The organism is Streptomyces flaveolus (assembly GCF_014648815.1).
GTDB classification, from domain to species: Bacteria; Actinomycetota; Actinomycetes; order Streptomycetales; family Streptomycetaceae; genus Streptomyces; species Streptomyces flaveolus.
On the sequence record NZ_BMRV01000002.1, the window covers coordinates 263,472 to 285,423 of the forward strand.

At 72.0% G+C, this 21,952-nt stretch carries 24 protein-coding genes; 10 read left to right on the forward strand and 14 right to left on the reverse strand.

All coding sequences use genetic code 11. The features are described from left to right. Positions 1-26: 26 nt before the first annotated feature. Entirely contained in the window at positions 27-932 is a 906-nt protein-coding gene (locus IEZ05_RS05095; protein ID WP_189229210.1) for an NYN domain-containing protein, read from the reverse strand. A gap of 235 nt (positions 933-1,167) precedes the next feature. On the opposite strand from IEZ05_RS05095, the gene IEZ05_RS05100 reads away from it, so the two are divergent. After that, the gene (locus IEZ05_RS05100) at positions 1,168-1,320 is read left to right on the forward strand and encodes a hypothetical protein (protein WP_007444413.1); all 153 of its coding nucleotides are present in this window, start codon (positions 1,168-1,170) and stop codon (positions 1,318-1,320) included. A gap of 79 nt (positions 1,321-1,399) precedes the next feature. Here IEZ05_RS05100 and IEZ05_RS05105 read toward each other — a convergent pair whose 3' ends face one another. From IEZ05_RS05105 to IEZ05_RS05115, 3 genes are all read right to left on the reverse strand, one after another. Continuing rightward, entirely contained in the window at positions 1,400-2,005 is a 606-nt protein-coding gene (locus tag IEZ05_RS05105; protein WP_189228787.1) for a MarC family protein, read from the reverse strand. 83 nt (positions 2,006-2,088) lie between these two features. Then, positions 2,089-2,946 carry a PHP domain-containing protein gene (locus IEZ05_RS05110; RefSeq protein WP_189228788.1) on the reverse strand — a complete coding sequence of 286 codons (858 nt, stop codon included), beginning with the start codon at positions 2,944-2,946 and terminating at the stop codon, positions 2,089-2,091. 134 nt (positions 2,947-3,080) lie between these two features. After that, entirely contained in the window at positions 3,081-3,722 is a 642-nt protein-coding gene (locus tag IEZ05_RS05115; protein ID WP_189228789.1) for a DUF6758 family protein, read from the reverse strand. 158 nt (positions 3,723-3,880) lie between these two features. On the opposite strand from IEZ05_RS05115, the gene IEZ05_RS05120 reads away from it, so the two are divergent. Then, positions 3,881-5,104, forward strand: a complete 1,224-nt coding sequence (locus tag IEZ05_RS05120) for an MFS transporter (protein ID WP_189228790.1) — start codon at positions 3,881-3,883, stop codon at positions 5,102-5,104. A 37-nt stretch (positions 5,105-5,141) separates the two neighbouring features. Here IEZ05_RS05120 and IEZ05_RS05125 read toward each other — a convergent pair whose 3' ends face one another. Then, entirely contained in the window at positions 5,142-5,738 is a 597-nt protein-coding gene (locus tag IEZ05_RS05125; RefSeq protein ID WP_189228791.1) for a suppressor of fused domain protein, read from the reverse strand. 539 nt (positions 5,739-6,277) lie between these two features. Here IEZ05_RS05125 and IEZ05_RS05130 point away from each other — a divergent pair. After that, positions 6,278-7,393, forward strand: coding sequence for a magnesium and cobalt transport protein CorA (locus IEZ05_RS05130; RefSeq protein ID WP_189228792.1), 1,116 nt, complete (start codon positions 6,278-6,280; stop codon positions 7,391-7,393). A gap of 33 nt (positions 7,394-7,426) precedes the next feature. Continuing rightward, the gene (locus IEZ05_RS05135) at positions 7,427-7,948 is read left to right on the forward strand and encodes a hypothetical protein (protein ID WP_189228793.1); all 522 of its coding nucleotides are present in this window, start codon (positions 7,427-7,429) and stop codon (positions 7,946-7,948) included. Between the two features lie 12 nt (positions 7,949-7,960). On the opposite strand, the gene IEZ05_RS05140 is transcribed toward IEZ05_RS05135, so the two are convergent. Further along, positions 7,961-8,698 (reverse strand): hypothetical protein, encoded by a 738-nt coding sequence (locus tag IEZ05_RS05140; RefSeq protein WP_189228794.1) that lies wholly within the window; start codon positions 8,696-8,698, stop codon positions 7,961-7,963. Positions 8,699-8,910: 212 nt separating this feature from the next. Between IEZ05_RS05140 and IEZ05_RS05145 the strand changes: the two genes are divergently transcribed. Genes IEZ05_RS05145 through IEZ05_RS05155 form a run of 3 tightly spaced genes read left to right on the forward strand, consistent with a single transcriptional unit; the run spans position 8,911 to position 11,970 of the window. Beyond that, positions 8,911-10,203 carry a magnesium transporter MgtE N-terminal domain-containing protein gene (locus IEZ05_RS05145; RefSeq protein ID WP_189228795.1) on the forward strand — a complete coding sequence of 431 codons (1,293 nt, stop codon included), beginning with the start codon at positions 8,911-8,913 and terminating at the stop codon, positions 10,201-10,203. Then, positions 10,193-10,792, forward strand: coding sequence for a DUF1003 domain-containing protein (locus tag IEZ05_RS05150; RefSeq protein WP_189228796.1), 600 nt, complete (start codon positions 10,193-10,195; stop codon positions 10,790-10,792). Before IEZ05_RS05145 ends, IEZ05_RS05150 begins: the two co-directional genes overlap by 11 nt. Positions 10,793-10,836: 44 nt before the next feature. Then, on the forward strand, positions 10,837-11,970 hold the full coding sequence (locus IEZ05_RS05155) for an Mrp/NBP35 family ATP-binding protein (protein WP_189228797.1): 1,134 nt from the start codon (positions 10,837-10,839) through the stop codon (positions 11,968-11,970). 67 nt (positions 11,971-12,037) lie between these two features. Here the strand turns inward: IEZ05_RS05155 and IEZ05_RS05160 are convergent, their stop codons facing one another. From IEZ05_RS05160 to sigE, 5 genes are all read right to left on the reverse strand, one after another. After that, complete coding sequence (locus tag IEZ05_RS05160; protein ID WP_189228798.1) at positions 12,038-12,712, reverse strand: hypothetical protein; 675 nt, start codon at positions 12,710-12,712, stop codon at positions 12,038-12,040. Positions 12,713-12,957: 245 nt separating this feature from the next. Next, positions 12,958-13,398 carry a sec-independent translocase gene (locus IEZ05_RS05165; protein ID WP_189228799.1) on the reverse strand — a complete coding sequence of 147 codons (441 nt, stop codon included), beginning with the start codon at positions 13,396-13,398 and terminating at the stop codon, positions 12,958-12,960. Between the two features lie 159 nt (positions 13,399-13,557). Continuing rightward, a complete protein-coding gene (locus IEZ05_RS05170) occupies positions 13,558-15,612 on the reverse strand; it encodes a S1C family serine protease (protein WP_189228800.1) in 2,055 nt (684 codons plus the stop codon). Positions 15,613-15,705: 93 nt separating this feature from the next. Further along, on the reverse strand, positions 15,706-16,683 hold the full coding sequence (locus IEZ05_RS05175) for an anti-sigma factor family protein (protein WP_189228801.1): 978 nt from the start codon (positions 16,681-16,683) through the stop codon (positions 15,706-15,708). Beyond that, complete coding sequence (gene sigE / locus IEZ05_RS05180; RefSeq protein WP_189228802.1) at positions 16,680-17,351, reverse strand: RNA polymerase sigma factor SigE; 672 nt, start codon at positions 17,349-17,351, stop codon at positions 16,680-16,682. The genes IEZ05_RS05175 and sigE overlap by 4 nt, the downstream gene beginning before the upstream one ends. Before the next feature lie 287 nt (positions 17,352-17,638). On the opposite strand from sigE, the gene IEZ05_RS05185 reads away from it, so the two are divergent. Further along, entirely contained in the window at positions 17,639-18,337 is a 699-nt protein-coding gene (locus IEZ05_RS05185) for an O-methyltransferase (RefSeq protein WP_308032459.1), read from the forward strand. A 148-nt stretch (positions 18,338-18,485) separates the two neighbouring features. Here IEZ05_RS05185 and IEZ05_RS05190 read toward each other — a convergent pair whose 3' ends face one another. Then, complete coding sequence (locus IEZ05_RS05190) at positions 18,486-18,653, reverse strand: DUF3117 domain-containing protein (RefSeq protein ID WP_003966491.1); 168 nt, start codon at positions 18,651-18,653, stop codon at positions 18,486-18,488. Between the two features lie 344 nt (positions 18,654-18,997). Here IEZ05_RS05190 and chcB point away from each other — a divergent pair, with 344 nt between their 5' ends. Beyond that, positions 18,998-19,807: a 2-cyclohexenylcarbonyl CoA isomerase gene (gene chcB / locus IEZ05_RS05195; protein WP_457852738.1), complete on the forward strand. Its 810-nt coding sequence runs from the start codon at positions 18,998-19,000 to the stop codon at positions 19,805-19,807. A gap of 39 nt (positions 19,808-19,846) precedes the next feature. Here chcB and IEZ05_RS05200 read toward each other — a convergent pair whose 3' ends face one another. Both IEZ05_RS05200 and IEZ05_RS05205 read right to left on the reverse strand, forming a co-directional pair. Next, positions 19,847-20,431 (reverse strand): DNA-3-methyladenine glycosylase I, encoded by a 585-nt coding sequence (locus IEZ05_RS05200; protein WP_189228804.1) that lies wholly within the window; start codon positions 20,429-20,431, stop codon positions 19,847-19,849. Continuing rightward, the gene (locus IEZ05_RS05205) at positions 20,428-20,775 is read right to left on the reverse strand and encodes a DivIVA domain-containing protein (RefSeq protein ID WP_189229212.1); all 348 of its coding nucleotides are present in this window, start codon (positions 20,773-20,775) and stop codon (positions 20,428-20,430) included. The genes IEZ05_RS05200 and IEZ05_RS05205 overlap by 4 nt, the downstream gene beginning before the upstream one ends. Before the next feature lie 199 nt (positions 20,776-20,974). On the opposite strand from IEZ05_RS05205, the gene folP reads away from it, so the two are divergent. Next, positions 20,975-21,835 (forward strand): dihydropteroate synthase, encoded by an 861-nt coding sequence (gene folP, locus IEZ05_RS05210; protein ID WP_189229213.1) that lies wholly within the window; start codon positions 20,975-20,977, stop codon positions 21,833-21,835. The last annotated feature ends 117 nt before the right edge of the window (positions 21,836-21,952 follow it).

Below are 21,952 nucleotides of genomic sequence, written 5' to 3' on the forward strand. Positions count from 1 at the left end.
CGGGCCGGATGGGCCCCGGGCCCGCCCTAGTACTGCGCCCGGAGGTGCTCCCAGAAGCCGTCCCGCAGCGCGCGGCGCAGGTCGGCCTGGCCGCGCAGCGAGTACTGCAGCAGGCCCTCGGCCTCCACCAGCAGGTCCTGGTCCACGGAGCCGGGAAGGTAGGGGTGGCCGGGGAGCAGCTCCAGCAGTGCTTCGCGGCCCCGTGCCGCCAGCCACTTCGCCGCGATCTGGGCGCCCACGAAGCGGACGTCCTCCCGGGCCGGCCGGACCGCGCCCGCCGCTTCGAAGGCGTGGGCCGTACGACGGGAGACGTACGGCTTGAAGAAGTCGAGGTCGAAGGTGCGCTGGCTGTCGACCTCCCAGAGCAGCGGGTCGGCCTGGTTGCGGCCCTCGGGGGCCTCGATGCCCCACAGGTGGACGCGGGCGCCGTAGCCCTGGGCGGCCTCGACCGCCGACACCAGGTCCTCGTCGCCGCCGAGCAGCGCCGCGTCGCTGATAGCGCGGTACCGGGCGAGGGACTCGAGGTCGGAGCGGATGAGGGAGTCGACGCCCTTCTGCTGGTTGTTGGCGTTGAGGTTGCCCAGGCGGACCTTGACATCCGGCAGCTCGGCGATGGACTGCTGCTCGGCGGTGTGAATGCGGCGCCGGGCGCCGTCGTACCAGTAGACCCGCAGCAGGCGGCTGTCCGCGAAGATCGTGCGCGCCTTGTCGATGAGGGCCTCGATCAGTCCCTCGGCGTCCAGGTCGAAGGCCCGGCGGTCCTCGGTCCCGGCGACCAGTCGGCCCGCCGCCGCGTAGAGGTACCCGGCGTCGACGAAGATCGCGTGGGTCGAGGGCGTCTTCGCCACCTCGGCGAGCATGCGCTGCAGCAGCTCGTTGGTGCGGTCGATGCGGGCGTTCAGGGACGCGAGGTCGTCGTTCATCGCCTCCATTGTCCCGGCGGTCACGCTGCGAACACAACCGGTCCCGGTCGGTCTTGTGCCGGCACCGATCGCTCCGACGCGGTCTTCTTACGTGTCAGTAATTAGTTGTTCGAAAAATTTCCTTAGCGTAGGGAATGTTCGTAACACCCGGCCTGTTGACTCGTATGGACGCCCGGGCACCGACGACCCGGGGCCCACACCAGTAGTTCTCCTCAGGAGGATGACCAGATCAAGGGAGAGGCCCATGCGCTTTGAAGTCATGCGACTCGACGACGTCGACGGAACGCCCGTCGACACGACCGTCGTGGACGCCGCCTCCGTGAACCGTATCGTCCAACAGGCCGCCGCCATCGGGCAGCGCCTGTGGATCCGCCCCGCCGACACCTCGGCCTTGTAGCGCGGACCGTTCCACACGCCGGGAGCCCCCGTGCGGCACCGTCACCGGTGCCGCACGGGGGCTCTGTCGTGTCCGGCGCTCACGCGCCCTGGATCACCTGGGTGACGCCGTTGATGATCTGCTGCACGGCGATCGCGGAGAGCATCATGCCCGCCAGGCGGGTCACCAGGACGACACCGCCGTCCTTGATGACGCGGATGATCAGCAGCGAGTACCGCATCACCAGCCAGAGCACCACGTGGATGGCGAGGATGGCCGACCAGACCGACACCTGCGAGGTCACGCTGTCGGCCTTCTGCACGGCCAGGATGACGGACACGATGGCGCCGGGCCCCGCCAGCAGCGGCATGCCCAGCGGCACCAGCGCGACGTTGACGTCCTTGGTCTGCTTGGGCTCGTCCGTCTTGCCGGTGAGCAGGTCGAGCGCGATCAGCAGGAGCAGCAGTCCGCCCGCGATCATCAGCGCGGGTACGGACACATGCAGGTAGTTCAGGATCTGGTGCCCGAGCAGCCCGAACACCGTGATCACGCCACCGGCCACGCAGACGGCCTGGAAGGCCATCCGCTTCTGCACCTTGGCGGGCCGGCCGGCGGTCAGCGCGAGGAAGATCGGGGTGATCCCGGGGGGATCCATGATGACAAAAAGGGTCAGGAAGAGGGAGCCGAAGACGGCGACGTCGAACATGAGCGTGACAAAGCCTTGCGATGACAGGGACAACGAACGGGGTGGGGGACGAGAGCGGCCTGCGGCCGCGGGCTCCGCGGGCCTCAGGCTCCGCCGGCCCCCGGCACGGGGAACGCCCCGTGCGCCCGCCGCGTGATCTCCCCGTACACCTCGGGGTCCGTCGTGTACTCGCCCAGCTCGCAGGTCTTCCGGCTGCCGTGGTAGTCGCTGGAACCGGTCACCAGGAGCCCCAGCTCCGCGGCGAGCCCGCGCAGTCGCGCCCGCGTCTGCGCGTCGTGGTCCATGTGGTCGACCTCGATGCCGTCCAGCCCGGCGGCGGCCAGCTCGGCGATGGCGGCCTCCGGCACCGTACGGCCCCGCTTGGCGGCGGCCGGGTGGGCGAACACCGCGACGCCACCGGCGCCCTTGATCAGCCGGATCGCCTCGAAGGGGTCGGTCTCGTGCTTCTCGACGTAGGCCCGGCCGCCGTCGGCCAGCCAGTCCTCGGTGAAGGCGTCGCTCACGGTCGGCACGACGCCGAGCTCCACGAGCGCGGAGGCCACGTGCGGGCGCCCGACCGAGCCGTCGCCGGCGATCCGCGCGACCTGCTCCCAGGTGACGGGGACACCCAGTGCGTCGAGCTTGGCGACCATGCCCCGGGCCCGCGGCACCCGGTCGTCCCGGACCAGCTCCCGCTCGGCGAGCAGGGCGGGCTCCTCGGGATCGAAGAGGTAGGCCAGCATGTGCATGCTGATGCCGTCGAGACGGCAGGAGAGTTCGGCGCCGGTGACCAGCGTCAGGCCCTCGGGCAGCGCGGCGACGGCCTCGGCGTGGCCGCGGGTGGTGTCGTGGTCGGTCAGCGCGACGACGTCCAGCCCGGCCGCGGCGGCGTTGCGCACCAGCTGGGCCGGGGTGTCCGTGCCGTCGGACGCGGTGGAGTGGGTGTGCAGATCGATGCGCACGACGCTGACTCCAGGCGGTGACGGGACGGAAGGGGACGCCCAAGGATAACCGGAATTTCGTACCCCGATGTCACACCCGAAGCGGCCTCGCGCCCCCTACGTCCACGCTGCCCCGCCCGCCTCCGACCCCTGCCCTACGGCTGGATCAGCCGCGGCGACAGGGCGCCGCACGGCACGAGGTCCACCTCGGCGCCGGCGTCCCGGAGGTCGGTCAGCACCAGCTCGTCGTACATGAGCAGCCCCGACTGTTCGGGCCACAGCACGGCCCACAGCCACATCCCGAGCGCCTCCCCGGCGAACACCGCCCGGTCGCTCGGGACGCCGGAGACGTGCCACAGCGGGGTCGGGCGGCCGGCGGCGAGGACCTTGGCCTGCGCCGGCTTCTCGACGTCCATGTAGGGGCCGGGGTCCGGGGCGTCGATCCCCGCGTACCGGGCGCCGAGTCCGACGCCCAGCTCCTCGGCCACCAGGATCAGCTCACCGATGCCGCCGAGCGGGCCCGGCCCCGAGCAGGCCACCGCCGTGGCCCGGCCGCCGCTGCGGTCGTCGCCCGCGCAGGCCACGCCGGTGAACAGCCAGCCCACCGGCAGCGGCCACGGCATCCACACCGGCACCTGGGTGCGGTGCACCACGACGCCGAGCGCCTCGACGCTGGGCGGTATCACGGGCTGGAGCGGGTGCACCGTGCCGTGCACGGCGCACTGCCATGAATCGGCGAAGAGACCGGGAGCCCTGACCCGGCCACCACACTTCGGGCAACTGGGTTCGCCCCTCATACAGCCCCACGGTCCTACCCTCGCCCGCCCACGTCAAGGACGATCACCCATCCGGGCGGCGGGCTTGACCAGGGAAAAATAGATGCATCTTGCACTATTTAGGCTCGCTAACTTACTATGTGCATACACCAACCTTCTCTGTCGGCATTGGAGCAACCATGGACCCCTTCGACGCGGGTGCGGGCGGCATCCTGCGACAGCCCAAGGCCGTGTGGGCGACCGCCGGTGCGTCCGTCGTCGCCTTCATGGGCATCGGGCTCGTCGACCCGATCCTGCCGTCCATCGCCAAGGGCCTGGCCGCGAGCGCCAGCCAGGTCTCCCTCCTGTTCACCTCGTACTTCCTGATCACGGCCGTCGCCATGCTGGTCACGGGCTTCGTCTCCAGCCGCATCGGCGGCCGCAAGACCCTGCTGCTCGGGCTGGCCTTCGTGGTGGTCTTCGCGGGCCTGGCGGGCACCTCCGACACCGTCGGCCAGCTCGTCGGCTACCGGGCCGGCTGGGGCCTCGGCAACGCGCTGTTCGTCTCGACGGCCCTCGCGGTCATCGTCGGCGCGGCGGCGGGCGGCAGCGCCGCGGCGATCCTGCTGTACGAGTCCGCCCTCGGCCTCGGCATGGCCTGCGGCCCGCTGCTGGGCGCGCTGCTGGGTGACGCCAGTTGGCGCTACCCGTTCTTCGGCACCGCGTTCCTGATGGCGATCGGCTTCCTGTGCATCACGGTGTTCCTGAAGGAGCAGCCGAGGCCGGCCCGCAAGACCTCGCTGCTGGACCCGATCAAGGCACTGGGCCACGGCGGCCTCGCCTCCGCCGCGGTCTCGGCGTTCTTCTACAACTACACGTTCTTCACGGTGCTGGCCTTCACGCCGTTCGTGCTGAACATGACGCCGTACAAGTCCGGCGCCGTGTTCTTCGCCTGGGGCGTGCTGCTCGCCGTGTTCTCGGTCCTCGTGGCGCCGCGCCTGCAGAGGCGGTTCGGCTCGCTGAAGGTGCTCGGCGGCTCGCTGGTGCTGCTCGCGGCCGACGTGCTGGTCCTCGGGTACGGCAACCACACCGCGGCGATCGTCTGCACCATCCTGTCCGGTGCCTTCATCGGCGTGAACAACACCGTGTACACCGAGCTGGCCCTCGGCGTGTCGGACGCGCCGCGCCCGGTGGCGAGCGCCGGCTACAACTTCGTGCGCTGGTTCGCGGCGGCCGCCGCTCCGTACTTCGCGCCGAAGATCGAGGAGTGGACCGACATCCACATCCCGTTCGTGGTGGCCGCGGTCACCGCCGTACTGGGCGCGGCCGTGGTCGCGGTACGGCGCCGGGCACTGACGCACGAGGCCGAGGAGCTGGAGCCGAAGCACGCGGCCGAGGACGGGGTCACCGTCTTCGCCGACTGAGCCACGGCTGACGAGCCTTGGGCCGCGGTGAGTTCCGTCACTCCAACGGGACGGACTTGCGGGACGGATCCCGCAGGTCCGTCCCGTGCGTCAGCCAGCGCTCCTGGAGGGCCTGGGCGCCGTGCACCCGCTTCCAGGCGGCCTCGTTCGGCGTCATCGGGAGCAGCGGCAGAAACTGGACGGGGTCCAGCGGGGCGTCCAGCTCCAGGTCCTCCACCAGACCGCCCGGCTCGGCGACCAGCACCGAGGTGAACGGGGCGCCGGGCCACAGCGGCTCGCCGACGTCCAGGGAGGCGCCGGGCGCCACGACGACGCCCTCCACCTGCGGGGACGCCGCGAGCACGGCCAGCGGCCGGAGCACCTTGCCGGTGTCGGCGAGGCCCGCCCGGACGGAGAGGACCAGCTCGGCGCGGGGACCCTTGACCGGGTCCGCGAGCACGGCCGTGGGGTCCGCCATGGGCTGCGCGGACATGCCGAGGGTGGCGTAGCGGACGATGTCGCCCTCCGGACCGCCGCCGGGGAAGCGCAGCACCTCGATCCGGTCGGCGCCGAGGAAGGTGACCGCCGCGCGTGCGTCCGGTTCGCCCAGTGCCGTCCGCAACCGGGCCTCGACCAGAGGAAGAACATCAGCCATGCGGCGAGCATAGAACTCGTCAGTACGCGGCAAAGCGGCACCTTGACACGTCGAGGCACTGGTACTCTGGGCCAGCGGTTTTGGGGCAGCACGCAGCTGGGGTCATCTCCCAGGCCCTCCAGGCACTGGAGGAGTCGCGATCATGGCCCCGACGCTATGAACACTCCCCTACGGGGAACCCCTCCAAACAGGGGTATGGATCGTCCCTCACGAGGGACCGGCCGGAGGAGGTGGGCGGCATGGACCGAAGTCGACCGTGCAGTACCACTCGCTCTTCCGGCCGCTGAGGCAGCTGCTCCGGCTTCTTCCCGCCGCCGCTTCCTGCTCGCGCACCTTTCCTCGGAAGAGCACTTCGTCTCGTTTTGCCTGATCTGCCTGCCTGCACCAGCAGCGCTGAATCAGCAGTGAAGCCGGCCACCGCGACGATGCGGTGCCCCCCGCTTTGTGGACGCGCCGAGCACGCGTGATCTGGACGTCCTCATTCCGGGTGGTTCCACCCGTCGCCGGCACGCTCGCTGCCCGTCGCGAAGGAGCCTGCCATGTCGATGATCCGTGACCTGCGCGCCGCGGTCCGCCCGTCCCGCGTCTCGCTGCGCAAGGACAACGGCGCCTACGACACCACCCGCGACCCGGAGACCACCTCCGCCGTCGTCGACTGCGCCGTCTACCGCGACGGCACGCGCGTCCGGAGCGACGCGCCGCTGAGCCCCCACCAGGCGATGCGTCAGGTGCGCCGGGACGGCGGATTCGTGTGGATCGGCCTGCACGAGCCCACCGAGGACGAATTCGCCGGTATCGCCCGGGAGTTCGGGCTGCACCCGCTTGCCGTGGAGGACGCCGTCCAGGCCCACCAGCGGCCCAAGCTGGAGCGCTACGACGACTCGCTGTTCACGGTCTTCAAGACCATCCACTACGTCGACCACGACGAGCTCACGGCGAACAGCGAGGTCGTCGAGACCGGCGAGGTCATGTGCTTCACCGGACGGGACTTCTTCATCACCGTCCGGCACGGCGGGCAGGGCTCCCTGCGGGCGCTGCGACACCGGTTGCAGGACGACCCCGAGCTGCTGCTCAAGGGCCCCTCCGCGGTGCTGCACGCCATCGCCGACCACGTCGTCGACGGCTACATCGCGGTCGCCGACGCGGTGCAGGACGACATCGACGAGGTCGAGACCGAGGTGTTCTCACCGGGCCGCAAGGGCAGTCCGCGCGGCACCGACGCCGGCCGGATCTACCAACTCAAGCGCGAGGTGCTGGAGTTCAAGCGGGCGGTGTCGCCGTTGCTGCGGCCCATGCAGCTGCTCAGCGAGCGCCCGATGCGGCTGATCGACCCGGAGATCCAGAAGTACTTCCGGGACGTCGCCGACCACGTGGCGCGGGTGCAGGAGCAGGTCATCGGCTTCGACGAGCTGCTGAACTCCATCCTCCAGGCCAACCTCGCCCAGGCGTCCGTCGCGCAGAACGAGGACATGCGCAAGATCACCTCGTGGGCGGCGATCATCGCCGTGCCGACGATGGTGTGCGGGGTGTACGGCATGAACTTCGACTACATGCCGGAGACGCACTGGAAGTTCGGCTACCCGCTGGTCCTGTCGATCACGGTCGGCCTCTGTCTCGGCATCCACCGCACCCTCAAGCGCAACGGCTGGCTCTGAAGCGGCCCGCGGGCACCTGGATAGGCTGACCGCATGACAAGCGAGCTGCTCGACCAGGCCCTCGTCGAGGAGGCCACCAAGAAGTCCGGCCTCATCTGGGTCAGGGGCCCCGGCGTGCCCGCCCGTGCGCTGTGGCACGTCTGGCACGAGGGCGCGGCCTGCGTCATCGGCGACGGACCCGGCGAGCAGCCCCTGCCGGGCCTGGCCGACGGGGCCGCGGCCGAGGTGACGGTGCGCAGCAAGGACAAGGGGGGCCGGCTGGTCTCCTGGGCGGCGAAGGTCGTCGAGCTGCCGTCCGGCTCCGAGGCGTGGCAGGCCGCGGTCGCCGACCTCAAGGGCAAGCGGCTGAACGCCCCGGACGGCGAGGCGATGACCGACCGCTGGGCCCGTGAGTGCCGGGTGCTGCGCCTGGAGCCGACGGGGGCCCTCGCGCCGTTGCCCGACGGTTCGCTGGCCGAGGCGCCGCTGCCGAGCCCGGCGACGACACGCGAACCGGTCCCGGCGGGACTGCCGCGCCTGCTGCTCAAGCGCCGGAAGAAGAACCGGCGGGGCTAGGTCCGACACGGCCTACGACGTCGGCAGCTGCTTGCCGTAGTCCAGGGTGTCGTCCTTGGCCGGTGCCGCGAGCGCGAAGTCCTTGTTCCAGTCCGAGAAGCTGAGCGTGCCCGCGCTGCCCGCCCGCACCAGGCGCAGCGGGTAGGGCGTGCCCTCCAGGGAGACGTCCAGCGAGCCGCCGGAGCCCTGGTCGCCGGTGATCCGGACGGTGCGCACGCCCGCCTGCTCGTGCCGGCCGTCCGTCTCCACCGTGCCGTGCAGGGTCAGCAACCCGTCGAGGAGGACGTCCTTGTCCGTGAAGCCGCTGAACTTCTGGTACGCGGGGTCGCCCTCCGGCACCTTCACGTACTTGCCGGCCAGCTTCTCCGCGGCCGCCGCGTCGCCGCCGTCGTGGCTCCAGAAACCGGCGTCGGCCTTGAGGAAGAGCTGTTCACCGACCCGCAGCAGCCGGAAGGTCGTCCCCTCGGCGGCGACCGACCCGGTGCCGCCGTCGGACTTCAGGCGCATGTCCAGGGTGTACGTGCTGCCGCCGGCGGCCACCGTCCCGTGCAGCCGGACCGCCCGGGCGGATCCGGCGACCGCGCGCGTCTTGGCGTGGATCTTCTCGGCCGGCAGCTTGCCCACCCCGTTGGTGCCCGCGTCCGGGTCCTCGCTACTGCATCCCGTCAGCCCCGCCCCCGTCACGGCCAGGGCGCACACCGCGCCCAGCCAGGCGGCCCTGCGGAATCGGCGCCGGGGAGTCACGGTCACAGGTGGGGCTGCCTTTCTGACGGAGATCCAAGCGGCGTACCGCAGCGTACCGGGGCCGAACGCGGTGATCGGAGCCAGTCCGTCCGGACCGGCCGCCAGGGCGGACCTCTTCGGGACGGGCTAGCCTGAAGGCCGTCCGAGCGGGCAATTCGGAAAAGAGACACAGTACGAAACTCCTCTCACGGACTGACTGACGAAAAGGAGCCGCGGCCATGGCAGCGGGCGCCCCCCGGATCTTCGTCTCGCACCTCTCCGGCATCGCCGTCTTCGACCCGGCCGGCGACCAGGTGGGACGGGTGCGCGACCTGGTCGTCATGCTCCGCGTCGGCCGCAAGCCCCCGCGGGTGCTCGGTCTGGTCGTCGAGTTGTCCACCCGCCGCCGCATCTTCCTGCCCATGACCCGGGTCACCGGGATCGAGTCCGGGCAGGTCATCACGACCGGGGTGCTCAACGTGCGGCGCTTCGAGCAGCGGCCCACCGAGCGGCTCGTCTTCGGCGAGCTCCTCGACCGGCGGGTGACGCTCACCGAGGACGGCGAGGAGGCCACCGTCCTGGACCTGTCGGTGCAGCAGCTGCCGGCCCGCCGGGACTGGGAGATCGACAAGGTCTTCGTCCGCAAGGGCAGGAAGGGCGGCGCCTTCCGGCGCAACAAGGGCGAGACGCTGACCGTCGAGTGGTCCGGCGTCACCGGCTTCTCCGTGGAGGAGCAGGGGCAGGGCGCCGAGAACCTCCTCGCCACCTTCGAGCAGCTGCGCCCCGCCGACCTCGCCAACGTGCTGCACCACCTGTCGGCCAAGCGCCGCGCCGAGGTCGCCGCCGCCCTCGACGACGACCGGCTGGCCGACGTGCTGGAGGAGCTGCCCGAGGACGACCAGATCGAGATCCTCGGCAAGCTCAAGGAGGAACGCGCCGCGGACGTGCTGGAGGCGATGGACCCCGACGACGCGGCCGACCTGCTCGGTGAGCTGCCCGAGGCGGACAAGGAGCGGCTGCTGAGCCTGATGCAGCCCGACGACGCGGCCGACATGCGGCGCCTGATGGCGTACGAGGAGCACACGGCCGGCGGTCTGATGACGACCGAGCCGATCGTGCTGCGGCCCGACGCCACCGTCGCCGACGCCCTGGCCCGCATCCGCAACCCCGACCTGTCGCCGGCGCACGCCGCGCAGATCTACGTCTGCCGCCCGCCCGAGGAGACCCCGACCGGCAAGTACCTGGGCACGGTCCACTTCCAGCGCCTGCTGCGCGACCCCCCGTACACGCTGGTCGGCTCGATCATCGACGACGACCTGCAGCCCCTGGATCCGGAAGCCGCGCTGCCCGTGGTCGCCGGGTTCTTCGCCGCGTACGACATGGTGGCGGCGCCGGTCGTCGACGATTCCGGGTCGCTGCTGGGCGCGGTCACCGTGGACGACGTACTGGACCACATGCTGCCCGACGACTGGCGGGAGACCGAGTACCACCTGGAGGATTCGGCGGGGGAGGTGAGCGCCGATGGTGCCTGAGCGCGAGACCACGACCCGCGAGCGTGCCGCGTCGGGAGCGACGGCGGCCTCCCGTGCCCGGGCCCGCCTCGACCAGCCCCGCCCGCCGCGCCGCAGGCTGCTGCCCGAGTGGGACCCGGAGTCCTTCGGCAGGCTGTCGGAGCGCGTCGCGCGCTTCCTGGGCACCGGGCGCTTCATCGTCTGGATGACGGTCGTCATCATCCTGTGGGTGGTGTGGAACGTGTCCGCGCCGAGCGGCCTGCGCTTCGACGAGTACCCGTTCATCTTCCTGACGCTGATGCTGTCGCTGCAGGCCTCCTACGCCGCGCCGCTGATCCTGCTCGCGCAGAACCGGCAGGACGACCGGGACCGGGTCAATCTGGAGCAGGACCGCAAGCAGAACGAGCGGTCGATCGCCGACACCGAGTACCTGACCCGGGAGATCGCCGCCCTGCGCATCGGCCTCGGCGAGGTCGCGACGCGGGACTGGATCCGCTCCGAGCTCCACGACCTGATCAAGGAGATGGAGGAGCGGCAGGACGGCCACCGCCGCGGTGACGGGGTATTCCCGGCAGATCGGTCCGCGGGGCGTGACGTACACGACCGCTGACGGGGCTTTCCGCGCCCCGTGGGCGGCGCCGTACCATCGTGTCTATGGCTACGGAAGACGCGGTGCGCGAGGCACTGGCGACGGTGAACGACCCCGAGATCAACCGGCCCATCACCGAGCTCGGGATGGTCAAGTCGGTGGAGATCGGCGCGGACGGAGCGGTCGCGGTCGCCGTGTACCTGACGGTCTCCGGCTGTCCCATGCGGGACACCATCACCCAGCGGGTGACCGACGCCGTCTCGCGGGTCGAGGGGGTCACGCGGGTCGACGTCGAACTGGACGTGATGAGCGACGAGCAGCGCCGTGAGCTGGCCTCCGCGCTGCGCGGCGGTCAGACCGAGCGCGAGGTGCCCTTCGCCAAGCCGGGCAGTCTGACCCGGGTGTACGCGGTCGCCTCCGGCAAGGGCGGCGTCGGCAAGTCGTCGGTGACGGTGAACCTGGCGGCGGCGATGGCGGCCGACGGCCTGAAGGTCGGTGTCGTCGACGCCGACATCTACGGCCACAGCGTGCCGCGCATGCTGGGTGCCGACGGGCGGCCCACCCAGGTCGAGAACATGATCATGCCGCCTTCCGCCAACGGCGTGAAGGTCATCTCGATCGGCATGTTCACCCCGGGCAACGCGCCGGTCGTCTGGCGCGGCCCGATGCTCCACCGCGCGCTCCAGCAGTTCCTGGCGGACGTGTACTGGGGCGACCTGGACGTCCTGCTGCTCGACCTGCCGCCCGGCACCGGCGACATCGCGATCTCCGTCGCACAGCTCGTCCCGAACGCCGAGATCCTCGTCGTGACGACCCCTCAGCAGGCGGCCGCCGAGGTGGCGGAGCGGGCCGGCGCGATCGCCGTGCAGACCCACCAGAAGATCGTCGGCGTGGTCGAGAACATGTCCGGCCTGCCCTGCCCGCACTGCGGTGAGATGGTCGACGTGTTCGGCACGGGCGGCGGTCAGGCCGTCGCCGACGGACTGACCCGCACCACCGGCGCCTCGGTCCCGGTCCTCGGCTCCATCCCGATCGACGTCCGTCTGCGCGAGGGCGGCGACGAGGGCAAGCCCGTGGTGCTGTCCGACCCGGAGTCCCCGGCGGGCGCGGCCCTGCGGGCGATCGCGGGCAAGCTGGGCGGCCGTCAGCGCGGCCTGTCCGGGCTGTCGCTGGGGATCACGCCCAGGAACAAGTTCTGACGTCCCGTACGGCCCCGGGGGCGCTGTCCTGGAGGACGGCGCCCCGTGTCGTACGCCCGGCCGCAGGTCAGGCGTCGTAGGCGGCGATGTCCTTGACCACCGAGAAGGCGAGCCCGTAGGCGCTCATTCCCCGGCCGTACGCCCCGAGGTGGACGCCCCGGTCGGTGGAGCCGGCGAGCACCCAGCCGAACTCGGACTCCCGGTAGTGGAAGGACGTCGGCACGCCGTCCACGGGCAGGGACAGCGTCGTCCAGTCCTCCCCGTCGAGGTCGTCGGCCAGCACCCACGCGGTCTCGGTCTGCTGCTCCAGCCAGTTGTCGCGCAGCGAGTGGTCCATCTGGCCGGGCCAGGTGAAGGACAGCAGCCCCACACCGGCGAGCCACGCCGCCGAGGACACCGAGGTGGCCTCCAGCAGGCCCGTGCCGTCGGCACTGCGCCGTTCGGGGTTGGCGGCCACCGTCACGACCACCGCGAACTTCTCCTTGGCGTCCTGCTCGTCGCCCGCCACGTGCTCGTTGCGCACCGACGGTTCGTCGCCGTGCCCGATCGAGCCGTGTTCCACGGCTCCGTCGGCCGCCGTGCCGACCTGCATCAGCCAGCGCCGCCCCGTGAAGGCCTCGTCGAGGCCGTACCACGGGAAGTGCGCCCGCAGATAGCCGTCGACCGTACGCCGGGCGGAGGGGACTGGTTGTCCGTCCTCCGCGGCCGGCGCCTGCGCGACCGCCGCGTTCGTCGTCTCCATGTGCCCGGACGCCTCCTCGCTCTCGTCGGAGCGGATCGGCCCACCCCCCTTCGGGCGCACTCGTCCGCTCCGCACAACAACTCGGCAGCATAGCCACACCAGTGCGGACAGCCGGGAAAGCGCCCGGCGCGTGGGCCGCACCAGCACCGCGATCAGGCCGCGTGCGACCGGTTCGGAGTATGAAACGCGTCACGTACGGCTCTGGCACGGGGCCCGTACGGCCGTCAGCAGCCGGCTCGCCGGACTCAGGTGGCGTCGGCGTCGAACGGCGGGCGTTCGTCGCGGGCGGGGATCTCGGGCTTCTTCGCCATGTCGATCTTCTTGGACATGTCGATGGCCCCGCCCGAGGACGACGTCTCCGACTCGCGGCCGTGGACCGCGTCGGCGACCTCGGCCATTTCCTTCTTCATGTCGAAGCCGTTGCGGATCTCCTTGAGACCCAGCTCGTCGTTGTCCAGCTGCTTGCGGATGAACGTCTTGGGGTTGAGGTCCTCGAACTCGAAGTCCTTGAACTCGGGGCCCAGCTCTTCCCGGATGTCCCGCTTGGCGCTGTCCGAGAACTCCCGGATCTTCCGGATGGTCCGCGTCACGTCCTGGATGACCTTGGGGAGCTTGTCCGGACCGAACACGAGCACGGCGAGGACGACGAGCGTCACCAGCTCGAGTGCGCCTATGTCATTGAACACCTGAAGCTCCTTGGGATGTCCGGGCCGCCACCACGGTACCCGCCGACCCTGCCCGGCCGGTACCGTCCCGTGACCACCGACCGTGCGTATGCGAGCGCTTTCCCGATTGTTTGCCTTCCTGGCCCCGTTTCCTGGGCTTATGTCGGCCTGTCCGGGTGTTCAGCCTCCGTCGGAGGAGCCCAGCACCAACGAGACGTTCGTCTCCCTGCCCTGGCGCTCCACGGTCAGTTCCAGGCGGTCGCCGGGGCGGTGGGCGCGGGTCTTGACGATGAGTTCCTCACCGGAGTGCACGCGCCGGCCGTCGACCTCGGTGATCACGTCCCCGGCCCTGAGGCCGGCGTCGGCACCGGGTCCGCCCGCGGTGACCGGGGGGCCGCCGTCGCTGCCCTGCGTGCCCACGCGGGCACCGTCGCCGGTGTAGCCCATGTCGAGGGTGATGCCGATGACCGGGTGTGTCGCCCGGCCCGTGTTGATCAGCTCCTCGGCGACGCGCTTGCCCTGGTTGATGGGGATGGCGAAGCCCAGTCCTATGGAGCCGGCCTGGCCGCCGTCGGACTCGGCGGCGCCGCTGTCGGCGGACCGGATGGCCGAGTTGATGCCGATGACCCGGCCCTGGGCGTCCAGGAGGGGGCCGCCGGAGTTGCCGGGGTTGATGGGCGCGTCGGTCTGCAGCGCGTCGACGTACGACACGTCGCTGCCGTCGCTCTCCTCGCCGCCGGCCGTGATGGGCCGCTCCTTGGCGCTGATGATGCCGGAGGTGACCGTGCCGGCCAGGTCGAAGGGGGCGCCGATGGCGACGACGGGGTCGCCGACCTGCACGTTCTCGGAGTTGCCGAGCGGCATGGGGGTGAGTCCCTCGACACCCTTCACCTCGACCACCGCGAGGTCGTAACCGCTGTCGCGGCCGACGACGGTGGCCTCGGCGGTGTCACCGCTGTGGAAGGTCACGGTGATCTCGCCGCCGTTCCCGGCGGGCTCGACGACGTGGTTGTTGGTGAGGATGTGGCCGCTGCCGTCGAGGACGAAGCCGGTGCCGGTGCCCGCGGCGTCGCTGCCGCTCACGTGCAGGGTCACCACGCTGGGCAGGGCTCGCGCGGCGATCCCGGCGACGCTGCCCGGGGCCCGGTCGGCCGGTTCCTTCCCGGCCTGCGGCAGTTCCACGGTCCCCATGCCGCCGTGGCGCTCCAGGTAGGCCCCTACGGCGCCGCCGACGCCGCCGGAGACCAGGGCGATCAGCACGGCGCCGACGACGAGCGTCCGCCGGGCCCGCTTGCGTCGCTGCTCGCGCGTCCCGACGGCGGCGCCGTTCTGCTGGAGCGGGCCGGCGGCTGCCACGGCCCAGGGGTCGTACCGCCGCCAGGGGTCGGGCGCGGGGGTGCCCGGGGGCTGGGCGGCGCCGGGGGGCGGGGACGGCTCGGTCGTGCCGGGCGCGGTGGGCGTGCCCGCGATGGTGGCCGCAGCGGGCGTCAGGGGGGCCGTCACCGGGTGCTGGAGCAGCGGGGCGGGGGGCGGGGCGTCCGCGTAGGCGGGGTCGGGCATCGGGGTGACGGAGGGTGCCGTCGCCGGCCCTGCGGGCGCCGCTGGGGGCGCCGTCGTGCCGTGCACCGGGGCCGTGGTGCCGTGAGCCGGCGTCGCCGTCGGGTGCTGGACCGGCGGGGCGGGTGCCCAGGGGCCGGGCTCGCCGTAGGGCGGGGTGCTGTACGGGTCGGGGTCGTGCAGGGGCCGGGGGCGCTCGGCGACGGACACGGAGGCGGGGGTGTCGTCGGCGCGGGGGTCGCCGGGGGCGGTGCCGGGAACGCCCGGGGCGTGGGCGGCGTCGGCGTCGGCGGCCCCTCGGGCATCGGGGGCGCCGGTGGACGCGTTGGTGCCGGCAGCGTCCAGGGCACCTGCGGCGGCATCGGTGACCGGGGCGTCCGTGGTGGTGCGTGGTTCCGGGACCATGACGGGGGCGTCAGGGGCGGCGTCGGTGTCCGGCGTCGGTTCGACGGGGCGTGCCGCGGGGCCGTCCAGTTCGTAGTCGCCGTCGTGATCCCGCTCGCCGGTCGCCCGGGGCGCCTCGGGGCGCTTCAGCGGGAAGTCACCCCCGTCGGGCTCGGCGTCGCCGGTGCCGTGGGCGGCGCGAGGACGTGCCAGTTCGAAGTCTCCGTCGGAGCCGTCCCCGGACGGGCGAGGACGGCTCCACCATTTCGCCTTCGTGGGCTTCCCCTCGTTCATGTTCTCCCCACACCTGGCCGCGGATCGTCGGCTCCAAGGGCTCTGGCGCCATCCCGGATTCAATCAGGTCCGCGCGCCGACGCGCAGATCCCGTCAGGGAGCCGGACGGTGGGGCACGGCGGGGAGCGCCGAGGCCCGGGGGGAGGAGAGCGGATCGGGGGCGGGTGCGGTGAACAGACCGGGCGGTTCGACCACGGGCGGCGACGGCCAGGCGGCCAGCGCGAGCGGCGGTACCGCGTCCAGCGGCCGTATCAGCGGGGACACGGCGACCGCGCCGACCGTGACCGGCTTGGTCAGCGCCCGTACGGCCTGCTGCCGTGGGTCGGAGCCCGCGGGGGCCGGCAGGCCGGGCAGCAGCGGCGCGGAGACCTCGGTCGGGGCCACGGGGGCCTCGCCGAGCGTCCGCTGGCCCTGGGCCTGTCCGAGCAGCGGGCCGGCCGAGCGGCGGCGCTGGCTCTCGGGGCTCTTGGCCGCTCCCGCGCCCTGGGTGCCCAGCGGCGTCACATTGCTGCCGGCGCCGGAACCCCGGGCCTCCGTGGTGGTGTCGGGTGTGCCGAGGGTGACACCACCCAGCGCGATCGCGGCCAGCGACACCGCTCCCGCGGCGACGAAGGCGAACCGCATGCCTCGCGAGGCCGTCCGCTCCGACTCGTGCCGGCTCACGTCATGGATCCGGAAGCCCCGGTCCGCCGACGAGGACGCCAGCAGGGAGGAGTGCGGGCGGGCGGGGACGTAACCGAACTCGAACTTCCCGGGCATGCCGGGCATCGGGTCGGAGAACCGCCCGCCGCTCAGCGGCGAGCCGTGGCCGTCCCCGTCGCCGCCGCCCGGAAGCCCCTGGAGGCGGGCCAGGAAGCTCTCCGACGGGGCCGGCGGGGCGGCGGCCGCGAAGACGTTCTTCAGACGGCGCTGCGCGTCGACCTCCGCCTTGCACTTCGGGCAGGTCGCCACGTGCGCCAGCACGCGCTCACGCGCGTCATGACCGAGCTCTCCGTCCACGAGGGCGGAGAGTCGGTCTCCCAGGTGCTGCTCCGCGAGGTGTCCCTCCGGTTCCGGCCGTGACCCACTCACGCGCTCGTGCCCCCTCCTCCCAGTGCGGGAACACGGGCCACGAAGGAGCGGCGCTCGGCGCGGGCCTGGGGGGAACGGTGCGCGAGGGCCTTGCGCAGCTGGGAGCGGCCACGGTGGATGCGGGAGCGGACGGTGCCGAGCTTGACGCCGAGGGTCGCGGCGATCTCCTCGTACGACAGCCCTTCGATGTCGCACAGGACGACGGCGGCGCGGAACTCGGGCGCGAGGGTGTCCAGCGCCTGCTGGACGTCCGCGTCGAAGTGGGCGTCGTGGAAGACCTGCTGCGGGGTGGGCTCCTTGCTGGGCAGCCGCTCGGCCGCGTCGTCGCCGAGCGCGTCGAAGCGGATGCGCTGCTTGCGGCGCACCATGTCCAGGAACAGGTTGGTGGTGATGCGGTGCAGCCAGCCCTCGAAGGTGCCCGGCGTGTAGGTCGACAGGGACCGGAAGACGCGGACGAACACCTCCTGGGTGAGGTCCTCGGCGTCGTGCTGGTTGCCGGTGAGGCGGTAGGCGAGGCGGTAGACCCGGCCGCTGTGTGTGCTGACGATCTCCTCCCAGGTGGGCGGAGTCCACGCCTGCCCGTCCGCGTCGCTGGTGAAGGTCGCGGTCTGGGTGTGTCCTGAGGCAGGACCAGTGGCGTGGCTGTGGTCAGCAGCGGTGTCGTTCACGGATTTCGGCCTGCCCGCCGATCCGAGAAAGCGCCGCAGCACTCCTCCCCGATCCACAGGTACGGCCGCACCTCCCCTGTCGGCTCTGGTGGTGTCCAGTGGAGCCCCTACCATAGCCACCTCGCCCGTTAGCTCCGGATAAGCAGTTTTACGAGAATTTGATCTGAGCTGATACCGCTCGTACGGCTGCGTCAGCACTTGCTCGGTGCCCCTGCCCATCCGCTGCCCCCGTCGCCGTGCCGGCCGCTACGCCGTGTCTTCCCGTACCCCTTTAAACGACCGGTCCCATCTGCGGGTTCCCGACGCCAACGGATACAGTCACGCCGAGGCAACGACGGGGACAGGAGAGGGTCATTACCGGCAACCGGCAGACGAGCTGGGCGTTCGCCGACGCCTATGTCGCCGAGGACGACGCGCTGCGCTGGGCACGCGACCGGGCCTGCGAGGCGGGCCTGCGCTCGGTGACACCCGGCACCGGGTCGGCGCTCGGGTTGCTCGCCGCCGCCGTGGACGCCAAGGCGGTCGCGGAGATCGGTACCGGCTGCGGCGTGTCGGGGATCCATCTGCTGCAGGGCATGCGGCCGGACGGGGTCCTGACCACCGTCGACCCGGAGCCGGAGCACCAGCAGTTCGCCCGGCAGGCCTTCCGGGCCGCGGGTTTCGCCAGCAACAGGGCCCGCTTCATCCCGGGCCGCGCCCTGGACGTCCTGCCCCGGCTGGCGGACGCCGGCTACGACCTCGTCTTCTGCGACGGCGACCGGCTGGAGTACCTGGACTACCTCGCCGAATCGTTGCGCCTGCTGCGTCCGGGGGGTCTCGTCGCGTTCGAGGGCGTCTTCGGGACCGGCAGGACGATCGACTCCGGACCGCAGCCCACCGAGGTGCTGCGGCTGCGAGAGGTGCTGCGCGCGGTGCGGGAGAGCCAGGAACTGGTGCCGTCATTGCTGCCGGTGGGCGACGGGCTGCTGTGCGCGGTGAAGCGGTAGCCAGGCGGGGAGAAGCAGCGCGGGACGCATGAAAACGTTATGAAACCGTCCGGGAGAAACCCGGAAAGCCGGAGAAAAACCGGGAAATCAATCGCCCCGGCACCAGGTACGGCACCGGGGCGACTGAACGGGTATGGTCGCTTGCGCGTCAGCCGACGACCTTCTTGAGGGCGTCGCCGAGCGCGTCGGCCTCGTCGGGGGTCAGCTCGACGACGAGTCGACCGCCGCCTTCGAGCGGAACGCGCATGACGATGCCCCGCCCCTCCTTGGTCACCTCGAGCGGGCCATCGCCCGTCCGCGGCTTCATGGCCGCCATGCTCGTTCCCCTTCCTGATACCAGCTCACCGTCACCGCCGACGGCCCGTGAGGGCACGCGCAGTCCGGCTTGGACGCGCGACACCGGCATCGAACACATTGCTTCCCAGCCATTATCCCGCATCCCAGGACCCGATGACCAACATCGGTCGGCATCGCTTGGGCAACGCGCGCGAGCAAAACCACTCAATTCGGCGATGTGACTGCGATACTGCGCGCCCCGACCCACTCCCGCCGAATGGATACGGACCGGAATTCTTTGACGGAGGTCACACCCCTGCGGCGGTCCGCCGCCGGTGATCTCCGTCATGCTGTCCTGCAGACACAAGCCGCGACGCGGAGGGGATATCCATGGCCGACACCGTGCTCTACGAGGTGAGCGACGGGCTCGCGACGATCACGCTGAACCGCCCCGAGGCGATGAACGCGCTGAACATCGAGACCAAGGTCGCGCTCCGGGACGTGGTGCGGTCCGCCGCGGCGGACGACGCCGTGCGGGCGGTGCTGCTGACGGCGGCCGGGGAGCGGGCGTTCTGCGTCGGCCAGGACCTCAAGGAGCACATCGGGCTGCTGGCCGCCGACCGGGAGACCGGCGAGGGCCGGACCATGAGCACGGTCCGCGAGCACTACAACCCGATCGTGCGGGCGCTGGCCGAGGCGCCCAAACCGGTGGTCGCCGCCGTGAACGGGGTGGCGGCCGGGGCGGGCTTCGGTTTCGCGCTCGCCGCGGACTACCGGATCGTCGCGGAGACGGCGGCGTTCAACACGTCGTTCGCGGGCGTCGCGCTGACCGCCGACTCGGGCGTCTCCTGGACGCTGCCGCGCGTCGTCGGCCCCGGGCGCGCCGCCGACCTGCTGCTGTTCCCGCGCAGCGTCAAGGCCCAGGAGGCGTACGAGCTCGGCATCGCCAACCGGGTCGTCCCGGCCGCCGACCTGCGCGCCGAGGCCGAGCGGACGGCACGGGCCCTGGCCGAGGGGCCGACGGTGGCCTACGCGGCGCTGAAGGAGGCGATGGCCTACGGGCTGACGCACTCGCTCTCCGAGACGCTGGAGAAGGAGGACGAGCTGCAGGCGCGGGCGGGGTCGTCGCAGGACCACGGGATCGCGGTGCAGGCGTTCGTCGACAAGGAGAAGCCGGTCTACCTGGGGCGCTGAGCCGGGCGCGGCGGGCGGTGCGGTCGCGGGCCGCGCCGCTCACGCCCGCCGGGCCACGCAGGCCGCCAGGTGGTCGTCGACCAGTCCGCACGCCTGCATCAGCGCGTACGCCGTCGTGGGGCCGACGAAGCGCAGGCCCCGCTTCTTCAGGGCCTTCGACAGGGCCGTCGACTCCGGGGTGACGGCCGGGACGTCGGCGAGGGTCTTGGGCACCGGGCGGCCGTCCGGGTCGGGGGCGTGGGACCAGATCAGCTCGTCCAGCTCTCCGGGGGCCCATGCGGTCAGCACGCGCGCGTTGGCGAGGGTCGCGTCGATCTTGGCGCGGTTGCGGATGATGCCCGGGTCGGCGAGCAGCCGCTCGCGGTCCTCGTCGGTGAACTCCGCGACCTCGGCGATCCGGAAGTCCGCGAAGGCGGCACGGAAGCCGGGGCGGCGGCGCAGGATGGTGATCCAGGACAGGCCGGACTGGAAGGCCTCCAGGCTGAGCCGCTCGAACAGGGCGTCGTCGCCGTGGACCGGGCGGCCCCACTCCTCGTCGTGGTACGTCACGTAGTCCGCGGTGGACAGGGCCCAGGGGCAGCGCGGCGCACCGTCCGGACCGGCGACGGCCTCACCGGCGCTCACTGCTGCTCCTCCTGGGCCGGCTTCTCCATGGTGACGTGGTGGGCGGCGGCCCGGGCGCCCGCGAGCGCGGACTCCAGGTCGGCGATGCGGGCGTCGCGCTCGGAGAGCTCGGCGCCGAGCCGGCCGAGGGCGTCGTCGACGTCCGCCATGCGGTAGCCCCGGACGACGAGCGGGAAGCGGAGCCGCTCCACGTCCGCGCGGGCCACCGGACGGTCCGGGGGCAGGGAGTCCCGCAGCTGCTCGGGCGCGGCCTCGGGCAGCGGCCCGCTGTCGCCGCCGCTCACCACGGCGAGCGTCACCGCGGTGACCACGACGGCGAGCGCGACGACGAGGAAGAGGAACATGACCACCGCTGGGCCCCCATGGTCGGCTGGTTGGATCGGAGTCGTTGTGTCGGGTCCGATCGTGCCATGCGAGTCTGACAGTCGGGATCGCAGGCGGACGATCGCAGGCGGTCGAAGGACGCGGCGGACGCCGAAGAGCGGGACGTCGGAGCCGGAGCGGGACGTGAGGGACGGTATGGACGAGGAGATGTCACAGGGGATGCTCAGGCTGGGCACACGTGAGTTCGCGCCGCACGAGCCGGTGATCATGGCGATCGTGAACCGGACCCCGGACTCCTTCTACGACCAGGGCGCCACCTTCCGCGACGAGCCGGCGCTCGCGCGCGTGGAGCAGGCCGTGGCCGAAGGGGCCGCGATCATCGACGTCGGCGGGGTGAAGGCCGGGCCCGGCGACGAGGTGTCGGCGGCGGAGGAGGCGCGGCGGACCGTGGGCTTCGTCGCGGAGGTGCGGCGGCGGTTCCCGGACGTCGTGATCAGCGTGGACACCTGGCGGCACGAGGTCGGCGAGGCCGTGTGCGAGGCGGGGGCGGACCTGCTGAACGACGCGTGGGGCGGGGTCGACCCGAAGCTCGCCGAGGTCGCGGCGCGGTACGGGGTGGGGCTGGTGTGCACGCACGCCGGTGGCGCCGAGCCGCGGACGCGGCCGCACCGGGTGACGTACGACGACGTCATGGCCGACATCCTCGACGTGACGGTGGGGCTGGCCGAGCGGGCGGTGGCGCTGGGGGTGCCGCGGGAGTCGGTGCTGATCGATCCCGGGCACGACTTCGGGAAGAACACGCGGCACAGCCTGGAGGCGACGCGGCGGCTCGGGGAGATGGTGGAGACGGGGTGGCCGGTGCTGGTGTCCCTGTCCAACAAGGACTTCGTCGGGGAGACGCTGGACCGGCCGGTGAAGGAACGGGTGCTGGGGACGCTGGCGACGACGGCGGTGTCGGCGTGGCTGGGGGCGCGGGTGTACCGGGTGCACGAGGTGGCGGAGACGCGGCAGGTGCTGGACATGGTGGCGACGATCGCCGGCCACCGGGCACCCGCGGTGGCTCGGCGGGGGTTGGCGTAGGGGCGTAGGCGGCGCGTGGGGCGGCGTGGGGGTTTTCTCGCCCCCGCCGCCCTTACCCGTTCCCGTCCCCAGGGGCTTCGCCCCTGGACCCCGGCGGGTACTGCGTCGCACCCCTGC